We start from the raw sequence: 18,413 nt of genomic DNA, 5'->3' as shown, positions 1-18,413 counted from the left end.
CCATTGTCGTTATGTCGCCATTTTGGAGAAACCATGAGCCAGGCCGTCCTCGCCCAAGAAACCAATCGCCGCCAATTGCAGCAGATCATTTCCGGCCTGTCCGACGGGGTGATTCTTGCCGAGATCGATCAGACAATCCTTTGGGCCAACGAGGCGGCGCTGACCATGCACGGCCTGGACGAGATTGCCGGGCTGGGGGCCAACACCGCCGAATACGCCGAGCGCTTTGGCCTGCGCTATCGCAACAATCACCCGCTGGCCCTGGAGGCCTATCCGCTGAGCCGGGTGGCCAACGGTGAAGAATTCAGTGACGTGGTGGTCGAAGTCACGCCCACCGCCGACACCGACCGCACCTGGGTCCATCGCCTGCGCAGCCTGGCGCTCACCGACAGCGCCGGCAAGCCGGAGTTGCTGGTGCTGATCTTGAGCGACGCCACCGAATGGGCCAGCGCCGAACAGCGCTTTGAAAAGACCTTCAACGCCAACCCGGCGCCGGCGGTGATCTGCCGCTTGAGTGATTTGCGCTATATCAAGGTCAACCAGGGTTTCCTGGAAATGACCGGCCACAACCGCGACCAGGTGATCGGCCGCTCGGTGTACGAACTGGACGTGCTGGAACAGGCCGAGCGCAAGGAGCTGGCCATCCAGCGCCTGAGCGAAGGGGCAACCATCCCGCAGATGCAAGCCGAGCTGAAGCTGCCCGAAGGCGGCAGCAAGCTGGTGATTGTCGCCGGCCAGCCGCTGGATATGAACGATGAGGAATGCATGCTGTTCTCCTTCACCGACCTTGAGCCCCGGCGCAAGGCCGAGACCGCCCTGCGCCAGAGCGAGGAGCGCTTTGCCAAGTCCTTCCGCCTGACACCGGTGCCAACCCTGGTGTGCGATGCAGACAACTTGCAGGTGGTGGACGTCAACGATGCGTTCATGAGCATCACCGGCTATACCAGTGAAGAACTGATCGGCAAATCCATCAGCGAGATCAACTTTATCGACAACCGCGACGCCTGCACGCAGTTGTTCGCCACCCTGGAAAAAGCCGGCAACCTCGACGGCCATGACCTGAAGATCCGCAAGAAAGGCCATGAGGTGATTGATTGCGTGGTGTCGGCTGACACCGTGTGCATCCAGGACACCGCCTGTTACCTGCTGGTGATGATGAATATCACCGAGCGCAAACGCTCGGAGCTGGAGTTGGTGTCGGCCATCGAGGAAGTGATGAAGGACGCATCCTGGTTCAGCCAGACCCTGATCGAAAAACTGGCCAACGCCAAGAGCGTCAACAGCCCCAACCTGCCAAACATCGCCTTCACCGACCTGACCGCCCGCGAACGGGATGTGCTGGGGTTGATCTGCGAAGGCCTGGCCGACAAGGAAATCGCCTCGCGCCTGAAGCTGGCGCCCAATACCGTGCGCAATCATGTGGCCACGGTGTATTCCAAGCTCAATGTGCACAGCCGCAGTGCCGCCATCGTCTGGGCCCGGGAACGCGGGCTGTTTGCCGGGGAGCGACGGGTAAAAACCGCAAAATAAGGTGCAAATGCACTAGGGCTACCAGTGCAAATTCGCCTTATTGCACGCCGATACGCTGCTTAACCTTGAAGGGTAGGCACAGGGTGTGAAGCCCTGGGTCATGGTGATTTTTTGCCCTTGAAGGAGGCATCATGAAAAGTGAACAGGTCAAAGGCCGCGTTGAAAAAGCCGTGGGCAAGGCTCAGGATTTCCTCGGCGAGATGACCGATGACGAACAACTCCAGGCCCGGGGCGTAGCCCGCCAGGCAGCCGGCCAACTGCAACAGACCTATGGCGATGTGCTGGACAATGTTGGCGACTTTGCCCAACGCAAGCCCCTGGCCACCGTGGCAATCGTGGCTGGCGTGGGTCTGCTGCTGGGCCTGTTGTTGCGTCGTCGTTAATGGGGGCTGGCATGTTTACCCTGGCCCAACTGCGAAACTGCATCGAAGAAGCCCTGTTGCCGCTGACCTGCGAATTCACCCTGTGCCGCGACTCATCACTGACGCTGAAGGTATTTGATGCCGAAAGCGGCCGCGTGGACCTGGTCGTCACCGGGATCAGCGTGAACAAGCTCAAGACCCCGCAGGACGTCGCGACGATGGTCGAGGAACTGCGCTATGAGTTGCACAGCAACACCGTGGGCGGGGCGATCTCCATCTGACCCCACCCCTTTGTAGGCACTTATCCCCTGTGGGATAGGGGATACAGCTCCGCGCGTGAGTCTTGCCACGCCTACAAAGAGCGTGGCTTCAACGATGCACCGATAAAGTAGAACAACCCCCCGGCCACGATAAACCCCGCCAGCATGTAGAACATGTAGTGCGCCGGCAGGCTGGCCAGTACCAGCCCGCATAACACCGGCCCCAGCGCGGCGCCAAGGTTGGAGAGGTTTTGCGCGCCGTAGTACATGCCGCGCAGGTGGTCCGGGGCGATGCGGTCGATAAACATGTATTCGGCGGGGAACACGATGATTTCCCCCACGGTAAAGATCGCCATCGACACCACCCACCACCACACGCTGGTGGACAGCGCAAAGCCCATCACCCCCAGCATGAACATGCCCAGCCCCAGGAGCAGCCAGCGGCTCAGGTGACGGTGGCTGATCTGCCGGCCAATCACGTATTGCAGAGCGATCACCAGCAGGGCGTTGGTGGTCAGGATGGCGCTGATTACGCTGTAGGTGTATTCGGCGTCCGAAGTGGTCACCAGGTACTGCGACAGGTAGGCAGTGAACTGCCCGAACACCACCGCGCTCAGCAATCCGCCCAGGGTGAAGCACACCAGGCGATGATCGCGCAGCAGCACCCGGCCCACCGCGAGGAAGGGCACCGGCTTTTGCGCGGTGTCCACCGTCGCCAGGCTGCGGTCGCCCCAGCGCCAGTAGAGCAGGAAGAAACCGATCCCCAGCAGCACCGACAAGACAAACGGCAGGCTCATATCGACCTTGGCCACCATCGCCCCCAAAAACGGCCCTACCGCATAGCCGATATTGGTCAGGGTGTACTTGATGGAAAACACTTCACTGCGCGCATCGACGGGCAACAGGCTGGCAAACCCGGCCTTGACCGCGACATCGATCACCGCATACGCCAGGTTGATCAGGATCAGGCAACTGTAGAAAAGCCACAGCTCGCGGGCCAGCAGCGTGCCGACAAACCCCAGCACGAACAGCAGGCTCAGGCCCAGCAACAGCCGGTAGCTGTTGACCCGGTCCACGAGGAAACCGCCATACACACTCAGCAGGGAACCGACGATCAGCGAACTGCCGATCACCAGGCCCACTTCGCTGATGCCCAGGGCAAAGTGGCTGGACAAGTAGATCACCATGTACGGAAAGGTGATCGCCTTGGCCAGGGTCAGAATCAGCGTGGCTGACAGCAGCAGGTTTACGCTGCGGGGGTAGTTTCTTATGGTTTTAAGCATCCTGCTCTCTTTGCCTCGCGGCATGCGTTGCGCGGGGAATAAGCCGCTACCTTAACGCAGGATGAGCGGCAGAAAAGGCTGTTTTATGCATTTATGCAAAATTTAAATCCACAATCCTGAATAACGTGTATACGGTACTACTCTCTTTGCGCCAGCCTACTGACGAGTCCAAGAACAATGAAAACAGCTCTGCCGCGCACCAAACTATTGGCCAGCGCCTTGATTGTGATCGCGGTGATCGGCGGCGCAACGTATTACCTGCTGGGCCGCAATGCTGACACCGACCTGCTTGAAGGCGCCGAGTACAGCGAGGCACAGCTCGATGAGGGCGGTGTGGATGGCATTCGGGACCTGCCCTTGGCGCAAGCGAAAAAACGCCTGAATTACCTGATCCTCGATATGCGCGACAGCCTCAATCGCATCACGATGATCGAAAGCATGCGCCTGGAAATCGGCCCGGCCACCCCCGCGTCCAACGAGCCCCAGGCCCAGAAAGAACTGAGCTACGAAAAGCCCTTCGCGCCCTTCCCCGATCAACAACTGAAGGCGGCGTTGACCACCCTCAAGCAAACACCGCTGCACTTCCAACAGGTGTTTTTCGACAATGGCTCCGGGCTCAACCTGGATGTCGAAGCGATCCGCGACACCCTCAAGCTTGGCGCGCTGCCGGATCAGGAAAGCCAAGGTAGCTACCAGATCCAGACCGTGCATTTTCGCGATGGCACCCAACAGCCGTTCGCCGATGTGGTCCTTGAGGACGCCAATCGTGAAGCAGAGCCAAACCACACCAGCACCGAGCTGAAGGTCAACAAGCCGGTTGAACGCCTCCAGGTTGCCCTGCACTACCAGGCTTACCCAGGCTTCAGGAAAATCCTGCTGGACCCGGCCAACCCGAAAGCCACCGGTGAAAACGGCGAGGCTTACCAGCTGACAGCCCTGGGCGATTCACGCGCCGCCCTGCAACTGGCCACGCCAAAGCACAAGTCCTATGTGATCCAGGGCCTGACCGCCGACGGCAAGACCCTGTACAGCGGCGGCAGCAGCACCAACACCTCGCCCACGGCCGAACAAAAGGCCAACCTGCAGGCGTACTACAACGAACTGCTGCGCATGGCAGATAACTTCGCCGACTTCAAAAGTGCCGCGGCCGTGCAGGATCATCTGGAAAAATTCGCCAGCAGCCTGCCCAGCTCAGACAGCGAGCTGAGCAATGTCCAGGTGACTTACCAGTTTGAAGACACACCTGCCAGTGTGGTCATCTACCTGCTGGAGCCGGCGCAACCGCAGACGATCGATCTGGAACTGAGCAACAGCCTGCCCCCCCGTGAACGCTACATTGCCTTCGACAGTGCCAGCGAAAAAAAGGGCTTTATCGATAACCAGGGAAAATGGGTGGTCAAGCCACGCTTCGAGCGTATCGAGTACACCGAGATGCCCGATGTCTACCAGATGATGGTCGGCGAAAAATCCTCGGGCGAGGGCTGGAGCCAGCTGTTGTTCAAGTACTTTGCCTTTGTGCCGGGGACCCACACCCTCAATGAACTGCCGTTCGAGAGCATCGAGAAGCAGATAAACGACCGGCTGGTGGTGGTCCAGCGCGAAACCAACGGCCCCTATGGCATCTACGACGTCAAGAAATTGCAGCTCGTGGTGCCGATGAAGTACATCAACCCCAATGTCATCGGCAATGTGTTCATCGCCCGTCCGGGCCAGAAAACCTATGGTTCCGACTCGCTGTACGGCGCCTGGAGCCTGAGTGGCCAGGAACTGCTGGCGCCGCGCTATTCCAGCGTTAACGCAGAAGGCGCGTTTATCTACGCCACCTCTGCCGACAAGCAGCAAACCGACGTCTACGACCTGGGCATGAAAAAACTCAACCCGGCCAGCGCGACGGTCTTCGGCCAGTTTATCCAGGGCCAGCCCTTGCTGATCCAGGACCGTGGCAGCCGCAAATACAGCTTTATCAACGAACAGGGCAAGGCGCTGCCTTTTAGCCTGCCCTTCGATGACGTCAACCCGTTCTCCAACGGCATGGCGGTGGTGCAAAAGGGCAGCCGCTATGGCGCCATCGATGTGCACGGCAAACTGCGCGTGCCGGTGACCTACAGCACACTCAACCCCTTCCAGAAAAACCTGGCCTCAGCGCAAATGGACGGGTTTGAAGGCCTGGTATTGATCGACAAAAACAACCGCGTGGTGAAAAAACTGGGTTCGTATACCAGCTACAGCTTCCCGTCCAACAGCAACGAGGCGACCTATAGCATCTGGGATACGCAGGTGCCGAACCGAATCAATGTATTCGATGCCGATGGCAACCAGACCGATAGCTTCGAGCGCGAGTGAGTTGATACAGCTTGCCAGCGATAACCCAGCGCTATCAGGGAGCCTGTGGGTTTTTCGCGAGCAAGCTCGCTCCTACAAGGGGGGGCTCTTGCGCCCGTGAAATTAATCCTGTAATTTTTCATGAAATTTTTAGAAAAGAATTTCACGAAGCCCCATGGACAAACAAGAAGAACTGGACGCCCTGGCGATCCTGATCCACGACCTGCGTAAATACAAAAAACTGACCCTGGCCCAGTTGGCGCAAAAGATCGAGCGCTCCGTGGGGTTCCTGTCCCAGGTCGAGCGCGGGTTGTCGCGCCCGACCGTGGCGGACCTGACGGCCATCAGCCATGCGCTGGACGTGCCCACCACCTACTTCTACAGCCTGTCCAAGCCCAAGACGGTGGCTTGGGTCACCCGCCCCAACGAGCGGCGCACGGTGTATTACGCCAATGGCATCACCGACATCCTCGTCTCGCCCAGCATGCAGGGGGCGTTTTCGATCCTCGACAGCCTGCTCGAACCCGGCGCCAACAGTGGCGAGCAAACCATGAGCGACCGCGCCGAACAGGCCGGCTTTGTGCTTGAAGGCCACCTGACGCTGTGGGTCGAAGGCGAGGCCGACGCGGTCACCCTCGGCCCCGGCGACAGCTTTCACCTGGCCAGTTTCGCCCACTGCCGCTACGGCAACCTGACCGACCTGCCGGCCCGCGTGCTGTGGGTCTATAACTGAGGCACACCAAGGAGCGTCACCCGTGAAAAGCCATTGCGCCACGTTACTGGCCGAAGTGCGGACCTTTCGCCAGAACCATCCCGAGGTACGTTACGTCGACCTGATTGCCCTGGACATCCCCGGGCGTTTCTACGGCAAGCGCTACCCGGTTGAAATGTTGGAAAAAGTCGCCGCCGGCAGCCCCCTGAAGCTGCCACAGAACGCGGTGCTGCTGGGCGCCCAGGGCGGTTTGTTCAAGATCGGCGACTATTGCTTCCACGACGGCGACCCCGACGCCAACCGCCGCCTGGTGCCCGGCACGCTCAAGCCGGTGAGCTGGGAAGCGCAACCCCTGGGGCAGATGCTGATCACCTCCGACGGCACCGAAGCCCCCATCGAATTTGAACCCCGCGAAGTGTTGGCCAAGGTCCTGGAGCGCTTGCACGGCAAGGGCATTCACCCGGTGGTGGCGTTCGAGCTGGAGTTCTACCTGTTCGACCGCAAACTCGCCGACGGCCTGCCGCAATTTGCCCGCGACCCGTTGAGCGACGACCCCGATGACCAACCGACCCTGCATATCGAGCGGCTGTCGCGTTTCGCCCCGGTGCTCGATGACATGGTGCAGACCGCCCAGGCCCAAGGGATCGACATTACGGTGATCACCGCCGAGCTGGGCCCCGGCCAGTTCGAGATCAATTTCGGCCACCTCGACGACGGCCTGCGCGCCGCCGACTGGGCCGCCCTGTTCTGCCGCAGCACCCGTGGCGTGGCGCTCAAGCACGGCTATCGCGCCAGCTTCATGGCCAAGCCCTACCTGCAACATCCGGGCAGTGGCATGCATGTGCATGTCAGCCTGTACGACGCCGCCGGTAACAACCTGCTGGCGGCGCACCAGCAACAGCCCTTGCGCCACGCGGTGGCGGGCTGCCTGGAACTGCTGCCGCACTGCATGCCGATTTTCTCGCCCAACCACAACGCCTTCCGCCGCCTGGGCGGTACGGTCAATGCGGCCACCCAGGCCAGTTGGGGCTATGAGGACCGGGATGCCTGCGTGCGCATTCCCGAGTCCGACCCGCGCAACCTGCGGATCGAACATCGGCTGGCCAGTGCCGACGCCAACCCGTACCTGGTGCTGGCGGCGATCCTGGTCGGGCTTGAACACGGCCTGGAGGCGGCGCGCGAACCTATCGCACCGCTGAACGAAGACCGCGCCAGCGGCCAGGCTTTCCCCCTGGAAATGCTTGAGGCCGTGCGCGCCATGCAGCAGCAACCGGCCCTGCGCGAAGGCTTGGGCGCGGAGTTTGTCGACGTCTATTGCGAAAACAAACGCCAGGATCACCTGGCCTTCCAGCAGGAGATCAATGCGCGGGAATATCGCTGGTATCTGTAGATACCGAGCACCCTGCACAGCCCTTGTGGGAGCTGGCCTGCTCCCACATTTTGAGCTTCGTGGCCTTGAGTAAGGTGTTATTTTGAAAAAGCCCGACCATCGCCCTCTCCTGCGGACTGCCCATGACCGACCAAAGCGCCCCTGCCCTCAAGGAAATCTTCAACCTCGAACGCCTGCAGCACATCGCCGATGAGATGAGCGCGGTGTACCCGCCATTCGATGCCAGGGGGTTTCTCAAGCACGCCAGCCGCGACCTCGCCGGTTTGTCGGTGATGCAGCGCATGGCCCGGGTCAGTGAAAGCCTGCATGCGGTGATGCCCCTGGACTACGCGCGCACCCTCCCGCATCTGTATGCCCTGGCCCCGCGCCTGAACAGTGGTTTTGTCAGCCTGTTCCTCGGGCACTATGTGGCCAGCTATGGCCTGGATGACTTCCAGCGCTCGATGGCGGCGCTCAAGTACTTCACCACCTTTGGCTCTGCCGAGTTTGCCGTGCGGGCATTTCTGCTCAAGGATTTCGAGCGCACCCTGGCGGTGATGCAGCAGTGGTCGCTGGATGACAATGAACATGTACGCCGCCTCGCCAGCGAGGGTTCGCGCCCGAGGTTGCCGTGGTCGTTTCGCCTGGCCCGGGTACAGGCCGACCCGCGCCTGTGCGCGTCGATCCTGGATAACCTCAAGGCTGACACGAGCCTGTATGTGCGCAAGTCCGTGGCCAACCACCTCAACGACATCACCAAGGACCACCCCGACTGGGTGCTGGAGATGATCGAGCACTGGTCCCTGGACAACCCCCACACCGCCTGGATCGCCCGCCACGCCCTGCGCAGCCTGATCAAGCAGGGCAATACCCGCGCGTTGACGATCATGGGCGCAGGCGCGCGGGCCGAGGTGCAGATCCACCAGTTCAAGGTCGAGCCGGCGGTGATTCGCCTGGGTGAGCGCATCAACCTGTCGTTTACCCTGGAATCCATGGCCAGCGCCCCGCAAAAACTGGTGGTGGACTACGCCATTGACTATGTAAAAAGCGCCGGCCATAGCGCCGCCAAGGTGTTCAAGCTCAAGGCCTTTACCCTCGGCGCGGGTGAACGGCATACCGTGCTGCGTGGCCAGCACATCCGCGACATGAGCACGCGCAAGCACTACCCTGGCCAGCACACCGTGCATGTGCTGGTGAACGGCGAACGCCTGGCCAGCAGCGGATTCGAGCTGCTCGGCTGACCCTTCCTACGAAGCTAAAGGCTCTATCACGGGCCTTTCAGCGATATTTATTGTCCTACAATACTGGCCTTTGGTGTTGCGATCCATTATCATCTGAAACCTCTTGATACCTGCCAGGGTATCCGTGTCAACGTTCCACCCGAGGCGCCCATGCACCGTTTCTCGTTTTACCGCCCTTTGATTTGCGCCAGTCTGGGGCTTGTTTCGCACACCGCTCATGCGGCGTTGCAACCCATGGCCGAAGCGGCACTTGCCAATGAATCCGAGCTGCATTGCCACTTCAACCGCGATGCCAGCACCGATTGCACCACCACCTACCGCTACACCATCCTCCAGCCCAGCGGCCGGGAGATCTTGTCGCGAATCGACTTCAACTATGCCGAAGGCGATGGTTTTGAAGTGCTGCACGCCGAGTCCACCCAACCCGGCGGCAAGCCCCAGGCGCTGGACGCGTCGCAGATCGATACGCGCACCGCGCCCAACCCCGACCAGGGGTTTTCAAGGCTCAAGCAAACGTCATTGGCTTTTCCCAACCTGCGGGTCGGCACGCAGGTCCGCTATACCGTGCGCGAACATCACCCGGCCAAGCCGCTGATGACCGAGTTCCACTACGCCCTGCAGTTCGGCCCCAGCAATGCCCGGCGCGACCGGCTCAAGGCGCGTTTCACCGCGGAACGGCCCATCGAGTGGCGCGCCGAGTTGATGGACGGCTTCACCATTACCCCCTCGGTCAATCGCAAGACCCTGGATATCGAGCAAAAGGCGCCGACCTATCTCAACTACATCAACGAATCGGGCCACGCCTATATCCGCCTGATCCCACGTATCGAAGTGGGCAGCAGCCTGGATGTGCAAAAGCACTTCGGCGGCTTTGCCCAGCGCTACAACCAGATCCTCGCCGCCAAACTGCCGGCTGGCAGTGCCGCCGCCGTTGCCGCGGTGAAGGGCTTGGACCCGGCGCAGCAAGTGGCCGGCCTGATGCAGCACATCAACGACCACTACCGCTACCTGGGTGACTGGCGGGCCACCGATCGCGGCTATGTGCCGTTTAACCTGGCGGAGATCGAACAGCACGGTTATGGCGACTGCAAAGACCTGGCGATCCTCCTGGCGGCCATGCTCAAGGCCAGCGGGATCAAGGCCGAAACTGCCTGGGTCAGCCGTGGGGATGTGGTGGAGGCGCTGCTGGTGCCGGGCACTGGCGCGCCCAACCATGCCATCGTGCGTGCCGAAGTGGCCGGCCAAGTGTGGTGGCTGGACCCGACCAACCCGGTGTTCGCCCCGGGCCAGACCCTGCCCGATATCCAGGACCGCTGGGTGCTGGTCAACGATGCCCAGGGCCGGGTGCGCGAGGAACACATCCCCCTGGCGCGCCCTGACACCAGCATCCGCCTGGACAAGCAGGTGCACTATGACAAACAGGGCAACGGCACGACCCGCGCCAGCATCACCTTCAGCCGCCTGACGCTGATGCAGTTGAGCATCGCGGACCGCGAACAAGGGGCTACCGCCACCGACCAGAACATCTGCGACAACTTCGGCCGCGAGATCAGCGATTGCCAGGTCTCCCGCCAGCCCACCGGGTTCGTGCAACCCGACACCTATACAGTCAAGGCCAGCATGACCGACCTGGGCGCCCTGGAAAAACTCGACGAAGGCTATGTCTACACCGACCAGTCCCTGAAGGAGAAGTGGGACGAACTGCTCAACTACCGCCGCAACGGGCAACAGGGCGACCTGTACCTGGGCAATCCAGACACCCTCGACTACACCGTTACCTTGACCGGCGGGCAGATGGACAAGCCGGTCCAGGGCTGCAAGGTCAACTCGCCCTGGTATGACCTGGAACTCGATGGCGAACGGCTCAAGGATGGCTTGCGCTACCACTACCGGTTGACCCAGAAAGTGCGCTGGTTGAGCCATGATGAAATCGTCAGTGCACCGTTTGAAAAGATGATCAACGATGCCCGGGCGTGTGGTGAACAGGTGCATCAGACGGTAAAACTCTAAGCCCACACCCATGTGGGAGCTGTCTCGCCCTGCGAGGCTGCGATGACGGTGGGTCAGTGAACTTATCTGCTACTGATACACCGCCATCGCTGGCAAGCCAGCTCCCACATTTGATCTCTGTAAAGCCCCCTTGCCCTTCGCTACTCGCCCAACAACAGCCCCTGTTCCTGGGCGCACAACTCCACCACGTAATCCCACAACACCCGCAACCGCACCGACTTGTGCAATTCGCGCCGGGAGCTGATCCAGTAGCTGCGCTGGATGCTTTCCTGCGGCAACAACGGCACCAGGTCCGGGTCGCCGGCGGCCATGAAGCACGGCAACACGGCAACCCCCAACCCCGAGCGCGCGGCCTGGTGCTGGGCAATCACGCTGGTGCTGTGGAATACCACCCGGGGGTTGCGGCAAAAGCTGCTGAGAAACTTCAACTCCTGGCTGAACAACAGGTCGTCGACGTAATCGATCCAGGCATGGGCGGCCAGGTCTTCGCGTTTCTCGATGGCCGGCGTGCGCGCCAGGTAACTGCGGCTGGCGTAGAGGGCCAGGCGGTAATCGGTGAGTTTGCGCGTGACCAGTTGATCGACACTGGGGCGCTCCAGGTGGATGCTGATCTCGGCCTCGCGGTTGAGGATGCTGACAAACCGCGGCACCGCCACCAATTCCACTTCCAGCCCTGGATAACGCTCGAACAGGCCGCCCATACGGCTGGCGAGGAACATCACCCCCAAGCCTTCGGCCACCCCCAGGCGAATCTTGCCCAGGGGCGCGGCGGAATGGGTCAGTTCCTCTTCGGCCAACAGCGCAACGTTCTCCATGGCTTCGGCATGCTTGAGCAGCGCTTCGCCCGACGGCGTCAGTTCATAACCCTGGGCGTGCTGCACAAACAGCGCCGTGCCGAGGCTTTTCTCGATGGCCTCGATATGCCGGGCCACGGTGGCATGCGTGGTTTTCAGGCGCTGGGCGGCGGTAAGCAGGCGCCCGCTGCGCTGCAACTCCAGGAAGTACCGCAGGTCATTCCAGTCGAACATGCCACCTCCCTTCTCGGCCATGGGCGCAGCGCTGTTTAAAAACGCACAGCAGCTGGGTAAAAACTAACATTTTTAAGACGAAAACTAACAACTAGGATGAAGCCAATAAGAAAAACAAGCGAGACCCCAGATGACTATTGCACCTGCGCAATACGATTACGTGGTGGTAGGCGCCGGCCCTGCGGGCTGCCTGCTGGCCAATCGACTGTCCGCCAACCCTGCCCATCGCGTGTTGCTGCTTGAAGCGGGCGGGCGCGACAACTATCCCTGGATCCATATCCCCGTCGGCTACCTGTTCTGCATCGGCAACCCGCGCACCGACTGGTGCTTCAAGACCGAGGCCCAGCCAGGCCTGCAAGGCCGTGCCCTGAGCTATCCACGGGGCAAGGTATTGGGCGGTTGCTCGTCGATCAACGGCATGATCTACATGCGCGGCCAGGCCCGCGACTACGACGGCTGGGCCGCCGAAGGCAACCCCGGCTGGGCCTGGGACGATGTATTGCCGCTGTTCAAACACAGCGAAAACCACTTTGCCGGCGCCTCGCCCCTGCACGGCGACAACGGCGAATGGCGCGTGGAACAACAGCGCCTGCACTGGCCGATCCTCGACGCCTTCCGCGAAGCCGCCAAGCAAAGCGGTATCGCCAGCATCGACGACTTCAACCAGGGCGATAACGAGGGGTGTGGCTACTTCCAGGTCAACCAGAAAAGCGGCGTGCGCTGGAATGCGGCCAAGGCGTTTCTCAAGCCCATCCGCCAGCGCGCCAACCTCACGGTACTCACGGGCGTAGAAGTCGACCGCGTGCTCCTGGAACACGGGCGCGCCAGTGCCGTGGTGGGCCGCCAGCTAGGGCAAGTGGTGACGTGGCAAGCCCACAAGGAAATCATCCTGTGCGCCGGGGCGGTGGGTTCGCCCGGCATCCTGCAGCGCTCCGGTATCGGTCCTGCCAGCGTGCTCAAGCCCTTGGGCATCGAGGTGCGGCACGAACTGCCAGGGGTCGGTGGCAACCTGCAGGATCACTTGCAACTGCGGCTGATCTACAAGCTGGAAAACGCCCGCACCCTGAACCAGATCGCCGGCTCCGTGTGGGGCAAGATGGGCATGGGCCTGCAATACCTGTATGACCGCAGCGGCCCGCTGTCCATGGCCCCCAGCCAACTCGGCGCCTTCGCCCGCTCGGGGCCGGAGCAGACTTCGGCCAACCTCGAATACCACGTGCAGCCACTGTCGCTGGAACGCTTTGGCGAGCCGCTGCACACATTCCCGGCGTTTACCGCGTCGGTCTGTGACTTGCGCCCACAGAGTCGCGGACGCATCGATATCCGCTCGGCCGATCCGGCGGCCACGCCGCTGATCCAGCCCAACTACCTGAGCCATCCAGAAGATTTACGCGTGGCCGCCGCGGCCATCCGCCTGACCCGGCGCATTGTCGGCGCCCAGGCCCTGCGCCCGTTCAACCCGGTGGAATACCTGCCCGGTGAGGCGTTGCAAAGCGACGAGCAATTGCAGGAAGCCGCGGCGCGGATCGGCACCACGATCTTTCATCCGGTCGGCACCTGCCGCATGGGCCATGGTCAAGACGCCGTGGTCGATGCCCAACTGCGCGTGCATGGCGTACCCGGCCTGCGCATCGCCGATGCCTCGATCATGCCGCGCATCACCTCCGGCAATACCTGCTCACCCACGTTGATGATCGCGGAAAAAGCCGCGCAACTGATCCTGTCCCCTCCCACAAGGAACTTCAGCCCCGAACCAGAACTGACAACACCGGCATGACCTGTCGGCGCGAGTTTGCTCGCGCCGGCCGGGCAAGAGCGGCGCTGAAGTTGGCGCCGACAGTGGGACAACAATAAATAATCACTGTGAGGACTACCCCATGTCAGAACGTGCTCAACCCCTGGACGCCCTGCCGGGCGCCACTGTCACCAGCAAGGAGTCGCAAAAGGTCATCTTCGCCTCGTCCCTGGGGACGGTGTTCGAGTGGTATGACTTTTTCCTCTATGGCGCCCTCGCGGCGGTGATCAGCAAGCAATTTTTTGCCGGGGTCAACGACACCACGGCCTTTATCTTCGCCCTGATGGCCTTTGCCGCCGGCTTTGTGGTGCGGCCGTTCGGCGCGCTGGTGTTCGGCCGCCTGGGGGACATGATCGGACGCAAGTACACCTTCCTCGCCACCATCGTCCTGATGGGCGTGGCGACTTTCTGTGTGGGCCTGTTGCCCACCTACGCCAGCATCGGCATCGCCGCGCCGATCATCCTCGTGGTGCTGCGCATGCTCCAGGGCCTGGCCTTGGGCGGCGAATACGGCGGCGCCGCGACCTATGTCGCCGAGCACGCCCCGGCCGGCAAGCGCGGGTTCCACACCAGCTGGATTCAATCCACCGCCACCCTTGGCCTGCTGCTGTCGTTGCTGGTGGTGCTGGGTTGCCGTTACTTCACCGGCGATCAATTTGAAGTCTGGGGCTGGCGCCTGCCGTTCCTGCTGTCGATCGTGCTGCTGGGGATTTCCACCTGGATCCGCATGAGCCTGCACGAATCCCCCGCGTTCCTGAAAATGAAAGAGGAAGGCAAGGCCAGCAAGGCGCCGATCCGCGAGTCGTTCGGCAACTGGGAAAACCTCAAGGTGGTGCTGATTGCGCTGTTCAGCATCAACGCCGGCCAGGCCGTGACCTTCTACGCGGCGCAGTTCTACGTGCTGTTCTTCCTGACCCAGTTTCTGAAGATGGACCCGGCCCTGGCCAATATGCTGCTGATCATCAGCGTGGTGATTGGCGCGCCGTTCTTTATCTTCTTCGGCTGGCTGTCGGACAAATGGGGGCGCAAGCCGGTGCTGATGGTCGGCCTGCTGCTGGCCACCGCGCTGTACTTCCCGATCTTCAAGGGCCTGGCCCACTACACCAACCCGGCCATGGACCAGGCCAGCCGCCAGGCCCCGATCACCGTACTGGCGGACCCAGCCACCTGCACCTTCCAGTTCGACCCGGTGGGCAAGGCGCGCTTTGACAGCCCATGCGACAAGGTCAAGACCTTCCTGGTCAAACAGGGCCTGCCCTACAGCAGCGAAGCCGCACCGGCCGGCAGCGCCGTGCAAGTGAGCATCGGCGATGTGCGCATCGACGGCTACGACGAAGACGCCCTGCGCGGCGCCGTGACCCTGGCCGGCTACCCGAAATCGGCGGACGTGGCCCAGGTCAACAAAACCATGGTGGTGGTGCTGATCGTCGCCCTGATCCTGATCGCCGCAATGTGCTATGGCCCGCTGGCCGCGCTGATGGTGGAACTGTTCCCGACGCGCATCCGCTACACCTCCATGTCCCTGCCCTACCATATCGGTAACGGCTGGTTTGGCGGGTTCCTGCCAACCGTGTCGTTTGCCCTGGTGGTGTACACCGGCGATATTTTCTACGGGCTGTGGTACCCGGTGGTGATTACCGGGGTGAGCCTGATCGTGGGGCTGCTATGCCTGAAGGAAACCAAGAACGTGGATCTGGATAAGAACTAATATCCCCCAAGCACTGCAAATCCCTTGTGGGAGCGAGCTTGCCCGCTCCCAGATTGGTTTCCCGCTGCCCACACAAATTGCTGTATATCCATCCAGATAAAGGTTGCTCAATTCCCTTCTTTTGCCCATCCTTCGCCTATTCAACGGTGTAACCAATGGGCTGAACATGCGGCTGTTCCTCTGTGAAAAACCCTCCCAGGCCAAGGATATCGCGGCCGTGCTTGGCGCCCGGCGCCGGGGCGAGGGGTGCTGGCTGGGCACCGATGTCACCGTCACCTGGTGCATCGGCCACTTGCTGGAAACCGCCCCGCCCGACGCCTACGATGCCAAGTACAAGCGCTGGGTGCTGGCCGACCTGCCCATTGTCCCGGAAAAATGGAAGATGACGGTCAAGCCCAAGACCGCCAGCCAGTACAAGGCGGTCAAGCGCCTGCTGGGGGAAGCCCGGGAGCTGGTGATTGCCACCGATGCCGACCGCGAGGGCGAGATGATCGCCCGGGAGCTGGTGGAGCATTGCCGCTATCGCGGGCCGATCCAGCGCCTGTGGTTGTCGGCGCTCGACGATGCCTCGATCCGCAAGGCCCTGGCCTCGTTGAAGCCGGGCGCAGACACCTTCAGCCTCTACCATTCGGCCCTGGGCCGCTCCCGCGCCGACTGGCTGATCGGCATGAACATGAGCCGCCTGTTTACCCTGCTCGGCCGCCAGTCCGGCTATCAGGGCGTGTTGCCGGTGGGCCGGGTGCAAACCCCGACCCTGCGCCTGGTGGTGGACCGCGACCGCAGCATTGCCGACTTTGTCCCGGTGGCTTACTGGGCCATTGATGTCGAGTTGCTGCACCAGCAGATGAGCTTTATCGCGCAATGGCGCGCTGCCGACGACCTGTGTGACGACCAGGGTCGCTGCCTCAACCCAGAGCGGGCACGCCAGGCGGCGACGGCAATGAGCAACGCGGCCAGCGCGCAGTTGGTGAAGTTGCGCACCGAACGCATGCGCGAAGTGGCACCCCTGCCCTTTGACCTGGGCACGCTGCAGGAGATCTGCTCGAAGAAACTCGGCCTCGGCGCCCAGGAAACCCTGGATATCGCCCAGTCTCTCTACGAAACCCACAAGGTCATCACCTACCCGCGCAGCGACTGCGGCTACCTGCCCGTGAGCCAGCACGGCGACGCGGCGACCATTCTTGCGGCACTCGGGCGTGCCGACCCAGCCGTGAGCGCGCTGATGCCGCACCTCGATGCACAACGCCGCTCCCGTGCCTGGAACGACGCCAAGGTCAGCGCCCACCACGGCATCATCCCCACCGGCGCCGGCAAGGACCTCGCGCAACTGGCCGGCAAGCACCGCGCCGTCTACACCCTGGTCCGCGCCCGTTACCTGGCGCAGTTCCTGCCCAACCACGAATATGACCGCACCCAGGCAGACTTCGACTGTGCCGGCCAAGCGTTGCGCGCCATAGGCAAAGTGGTGGTGGAGCCGGGCTGGAAGCGCGCCTTGCCCGAAGCCCTGGCGCCCAGCAAGGGCCGCGAGGCACCAGCGCCACAGCCTTTGCCAGCGTTGGTGCAGGGCCAGGATTACGCAGTGGCGAAGGTCAACCTCAAGGACCTGTGGACCCAACCGCCCAAGCCTTTCACCGAAGGCGACCTGATCAAGGCGATGAAGAACGTCGCCAAACTGGTGGAGGACCCGTTGCTCAAGCAAAAGCTCAAGGACACCACCGGCATCGGCACCGAGGCGACGCGGGCCGGAATCATCCAGGGCCTGCTGGACCGTGGTTACCTGGTCAAAAACGGCAAGGCACTGTCTGCCACACCGGCGGCCTTCAGCCTGATCGACGCGGTGCCCAGGGCGATTGCCGACCCCGGCACCACCGCCATCTGGGAGCAGGCGCTGGACATGGTGCAAAGCGGCGAGATGAGCCTAGAGGAGTTCGTGGCCAAACAGGCAGCCTGGATGAGCAGGCAAGTGGCGCGCTGCAACGGCATGCAAATGACCATCAGCGGCCCGGCCAGCCCGGCAGGCCGTGGTGCCACCCCCTGGAAAAACAAGCGCAAGCCGGCGAAGCGAAAGGCCGGCGCCAGCCCGAAACGGGCGGCAAAACCGGCAAACAAGGGCTGAAATAGCAAAAAAAGTCGGGTAGTGACGCTTTTCAAGCGGATATACGCCGCTTTGGGTCTTGCCCTGGCGCCAGCGGTCTAGGATTCTGTAGGCACTGCCGAATAACAAAACCGGGGTGGCCACCATGAAGACCGTCGCACAGTTGCTCAAGTCCAAGGACCAGAAGAATCAGGAAGTCCATACCATCCAGTGGAATCACACCGTGTTTGAAGCGTTGGTGGTGATGGCAGCGAAGAACGTCGGCGCCTTGCCGGTAGTCAAGGACGGCAAGGTCGTCGGCATCATCAGTGAGCGCGACTACGCGCGCAAACTGATTCTCCATGGACTGTCCTCGACGACCACCCAGGTCCACCAAGTGATGAGTTCCCCGGCAATCACCGTGGATACCCACAAAAGCGTCGAAGATTGCATGGGCATCATGACTGACGGCCACCTGCGCCACCTGCCAGTGGTGGAAGAAGGAGAACTGCTGGGCCTGCTGTCCATCGGTGACCTGGTCAAGGAAGCCATCGCCGAGCAGGCGGCACTGATCCAGCAATTGGAACAGTACATCCGCGGCGAATAGCATTGACCAAAACACCTTGAAGCCAATGTGAACACAGGCTTATGTGGGAGCGGGCTTGCTCGCGATAGCGGTGGATCAGTCAAAAAAATTACTGACTGATCCACCGCTATCG

14 protein-coding genes are annotated in these 18,413 nt (G+C 61.8%); 12 read left to right on the top strand and 2 right to left on the bottom strand.

What is annotated here, in order from left to right; translation table 11 throughout:
* Nucleotides 1–33: 33 nt before the first annotated feature.
* The 3 genes from AC07W7_RS12010 (at nt 34) to AC07W7_RS12000 (ending at nt 2,173) form a co-directional block, all read left to right on the top strand.
* Nucleotides 34–1,530, top strand: a complete 1,497-nt coding sequence (locus AC07W7_RS12010) for a PAS domain S-box protein (RefSeq protein ID WP_099168154.1) — start codon at nt 34–36, stop codon at nt 1,528–1,530.
* Between the two features lie 131 nt (nt 1,531–1,661).
* Nucleotides 1,662–1,913 carry a CsbD family protein gene (locus AC07W7_RS12005; protein WP_076962587.1) on the top strand — a complete coding sequence of 84 codons (252 nt, stop codon included), beginning with the start codon at nt 1,662–1,664 and terminating at the stop codon, nt 1,911–1,913.
* 11 nt (nt 1,914–1,924) lie between these two features.
* A complete protein-coding gene (locus AC07W7_RS12000; protein WP_076962586.1) occupies nt 1,925–2,173 on the top strand; it encodes a DUF1652 domain-containing protein in 249 nt (82 codons plus the stop codon).
* Between the two features lie 71 nt (nt 2,174–2,244).
* On the opposite strand, the gene AC07W7_RS11995 is transcribed toward AC07W7_RS12000, so the two are convergent.
* Nucleotides 2,245–3,435, bottom strand: coding sequence for an MFS transporter (locus AC07W7_RS11995; RefSeq protein ID WP_076962585.1), 1,191 nt, complete (start codon nt 3,433–3,435; stop codon nt 2,245–2,247).
* A gap of 177 nt (nt 3,436–3,612) precedes the next feature.
* Here AC07W7_RS11995 and AC07W7_RS11990 point away from each other — a divergent pair, with 177 nt between their 5' ends.
* The 5 genes from AC07W7_RS11990 (at nt 3,613) to AC07W7_RS11970 (ending at nt 11,089) form a co-directional block, all read left to right on the top strand.
* On the top strand, nt 3,613–5,778 hold the full coding sequence (locus AC07W7_RS11990; RefSeq protein WP_495039368.1) for a WG repeat-containing protein: 2,166 nt from the start codon (nt 3,613–3,615) through the stop codon (nt 5,776–5,778).
* 154 nt (nt 5,779–5,932) lie between these two features.
* Nucleotides 5,933–6,490 carry a helix-turn-helix domain-containing protein gene (locus tag AC07W7_RS11985; protein WP_076962583.1) on the top strand — a complete coding sequence of 186 codons (558 nt, stop codon included), beginning with the start codon at nt 5,933–5,935 and terminating at the stop codon, nt 6,488–6,490.
* Between the two features lie 22 nt (nt 6,491–6,512).
* Nucleotides 6,513–7,859, top strand: a complete 1,347-nt coding sequence (locus AC07W7_RS11980) for a glutamine synthetase family protein (RefSeq protein WP_236309898.1) — start codon at nt 6,513–6,515, stop codon at nt 7,857–7,859.
* 122 nt (nt 7,860–7,981) lie between these two features.
* Nucleotides 7,982–9,079 carry a DNA alkylation repair protein gene (locus tag AC07W7_RS11975; protein ID WP_495039367.1) on the top strand — a complete coding sequence of 366 codons (1,098 nt, stop codon included), beginning with the start codon at nt 7,982–7,984 and terminating at the stop codon, nt 9,077–9,079.
* 150 nt (nt 9,080–9,229) lie between these two features.
* Nucleotides 9,230–11,089, top strand: a complete 1,860-nt coding sequence (locus AC07W7_RS11970) for a DUF3857 domain-containing transglutaminase family protein (protein WP_495039366.1) — start codon at nt 9,230–9,232, stop codon at nt 11,087–11,089.
* 140 nt (nt 11,090–11,229) lie between these two features.
* Here AC07W7_RS11970 and AC07W7_RS11965 read toward each other — a convergent pair whose 3' ends face one another.
* Nucleotides 11,230–12,117, bottom strand: a complete 888-nt coding sequence (locus AC07W7_RS11965) for a LysR family transcriptional regulator (protein WP_099168149.1) — start codon at nt 12,115–12,117, stop codon at nt 11,230–11,232.
* A 130-nt stretch (nt 12,118–12,247) separates the two neighbouring features.
* On the opposite strand from AC07W7_RS11965, the gene AC07W7_RS11960 reads away from it, so the two are divergent.
* The 4 genes from AC07W7_RS11960 (at nt 12,248) to AC07W7_RS11945 (ending at nt 18,301) form a co-directional block, all read left to right on the top strand.
* Complete coding sequence (locus AC07W7_RS11960; protein WP_495039365.1) at nt 12,248–13,894, top strand: GMC family oxidoreductase; 1,647 nt, start codon at nt 12,248–12,250, stop codon at nt 13,892–13,894.
* A 100-nt stretch (nt 13,895–13,994) separates the two neighbouring features.
* Nucleotides 13,995–15,620: an MFS transporter gene (locus AC07W7_RS11955; RefSeq protein WP_099168147.1), complete on the top strand. Its 1,626-nt coding sequence runs from the start codon at nt 13,995–13,997 to the stop codon at nt 15,618–15,620.
* 166 nt (nt 15,621–15,786) lie between these two features.
* Complete coding sequence (locus tag AC07W7_RS11950) at nt 15,787–17,736, top strand: DNA topoisomerase III (protein ID WP_495039364.1); 1,950 nt, start codon at nt 15,787–15,789, stop codon at nt 17,734–17,736.
* Between the two features lie 124 nt (nt 17,737–17,860).
* Nucleotides 17,861–18,301 carry a CBS domain-containing protein gene (locus AC07W7_RS11945; protein WP_057959116.1) on the top strand — a complete coding sequence of 147 codons (441 nt, stop codon included), beginning with the start codon at nt 17,861–17,863 and terminating at the stop codon, nt 18,299–18,301.
* The last annotated feature ends 112 nt before the right edge of the window (nt 18,302–18,413 follow it).

The sequence above is a fragment of the Pseudomonas sp. GW821-FHT01D09 genome (assembly GCF_059422465.1).
The sequence above is the reverse complement of the archived record's forward strand: the minus strand, read 5'-3'. Positions and strand labels throughout refer to the sequence as shown.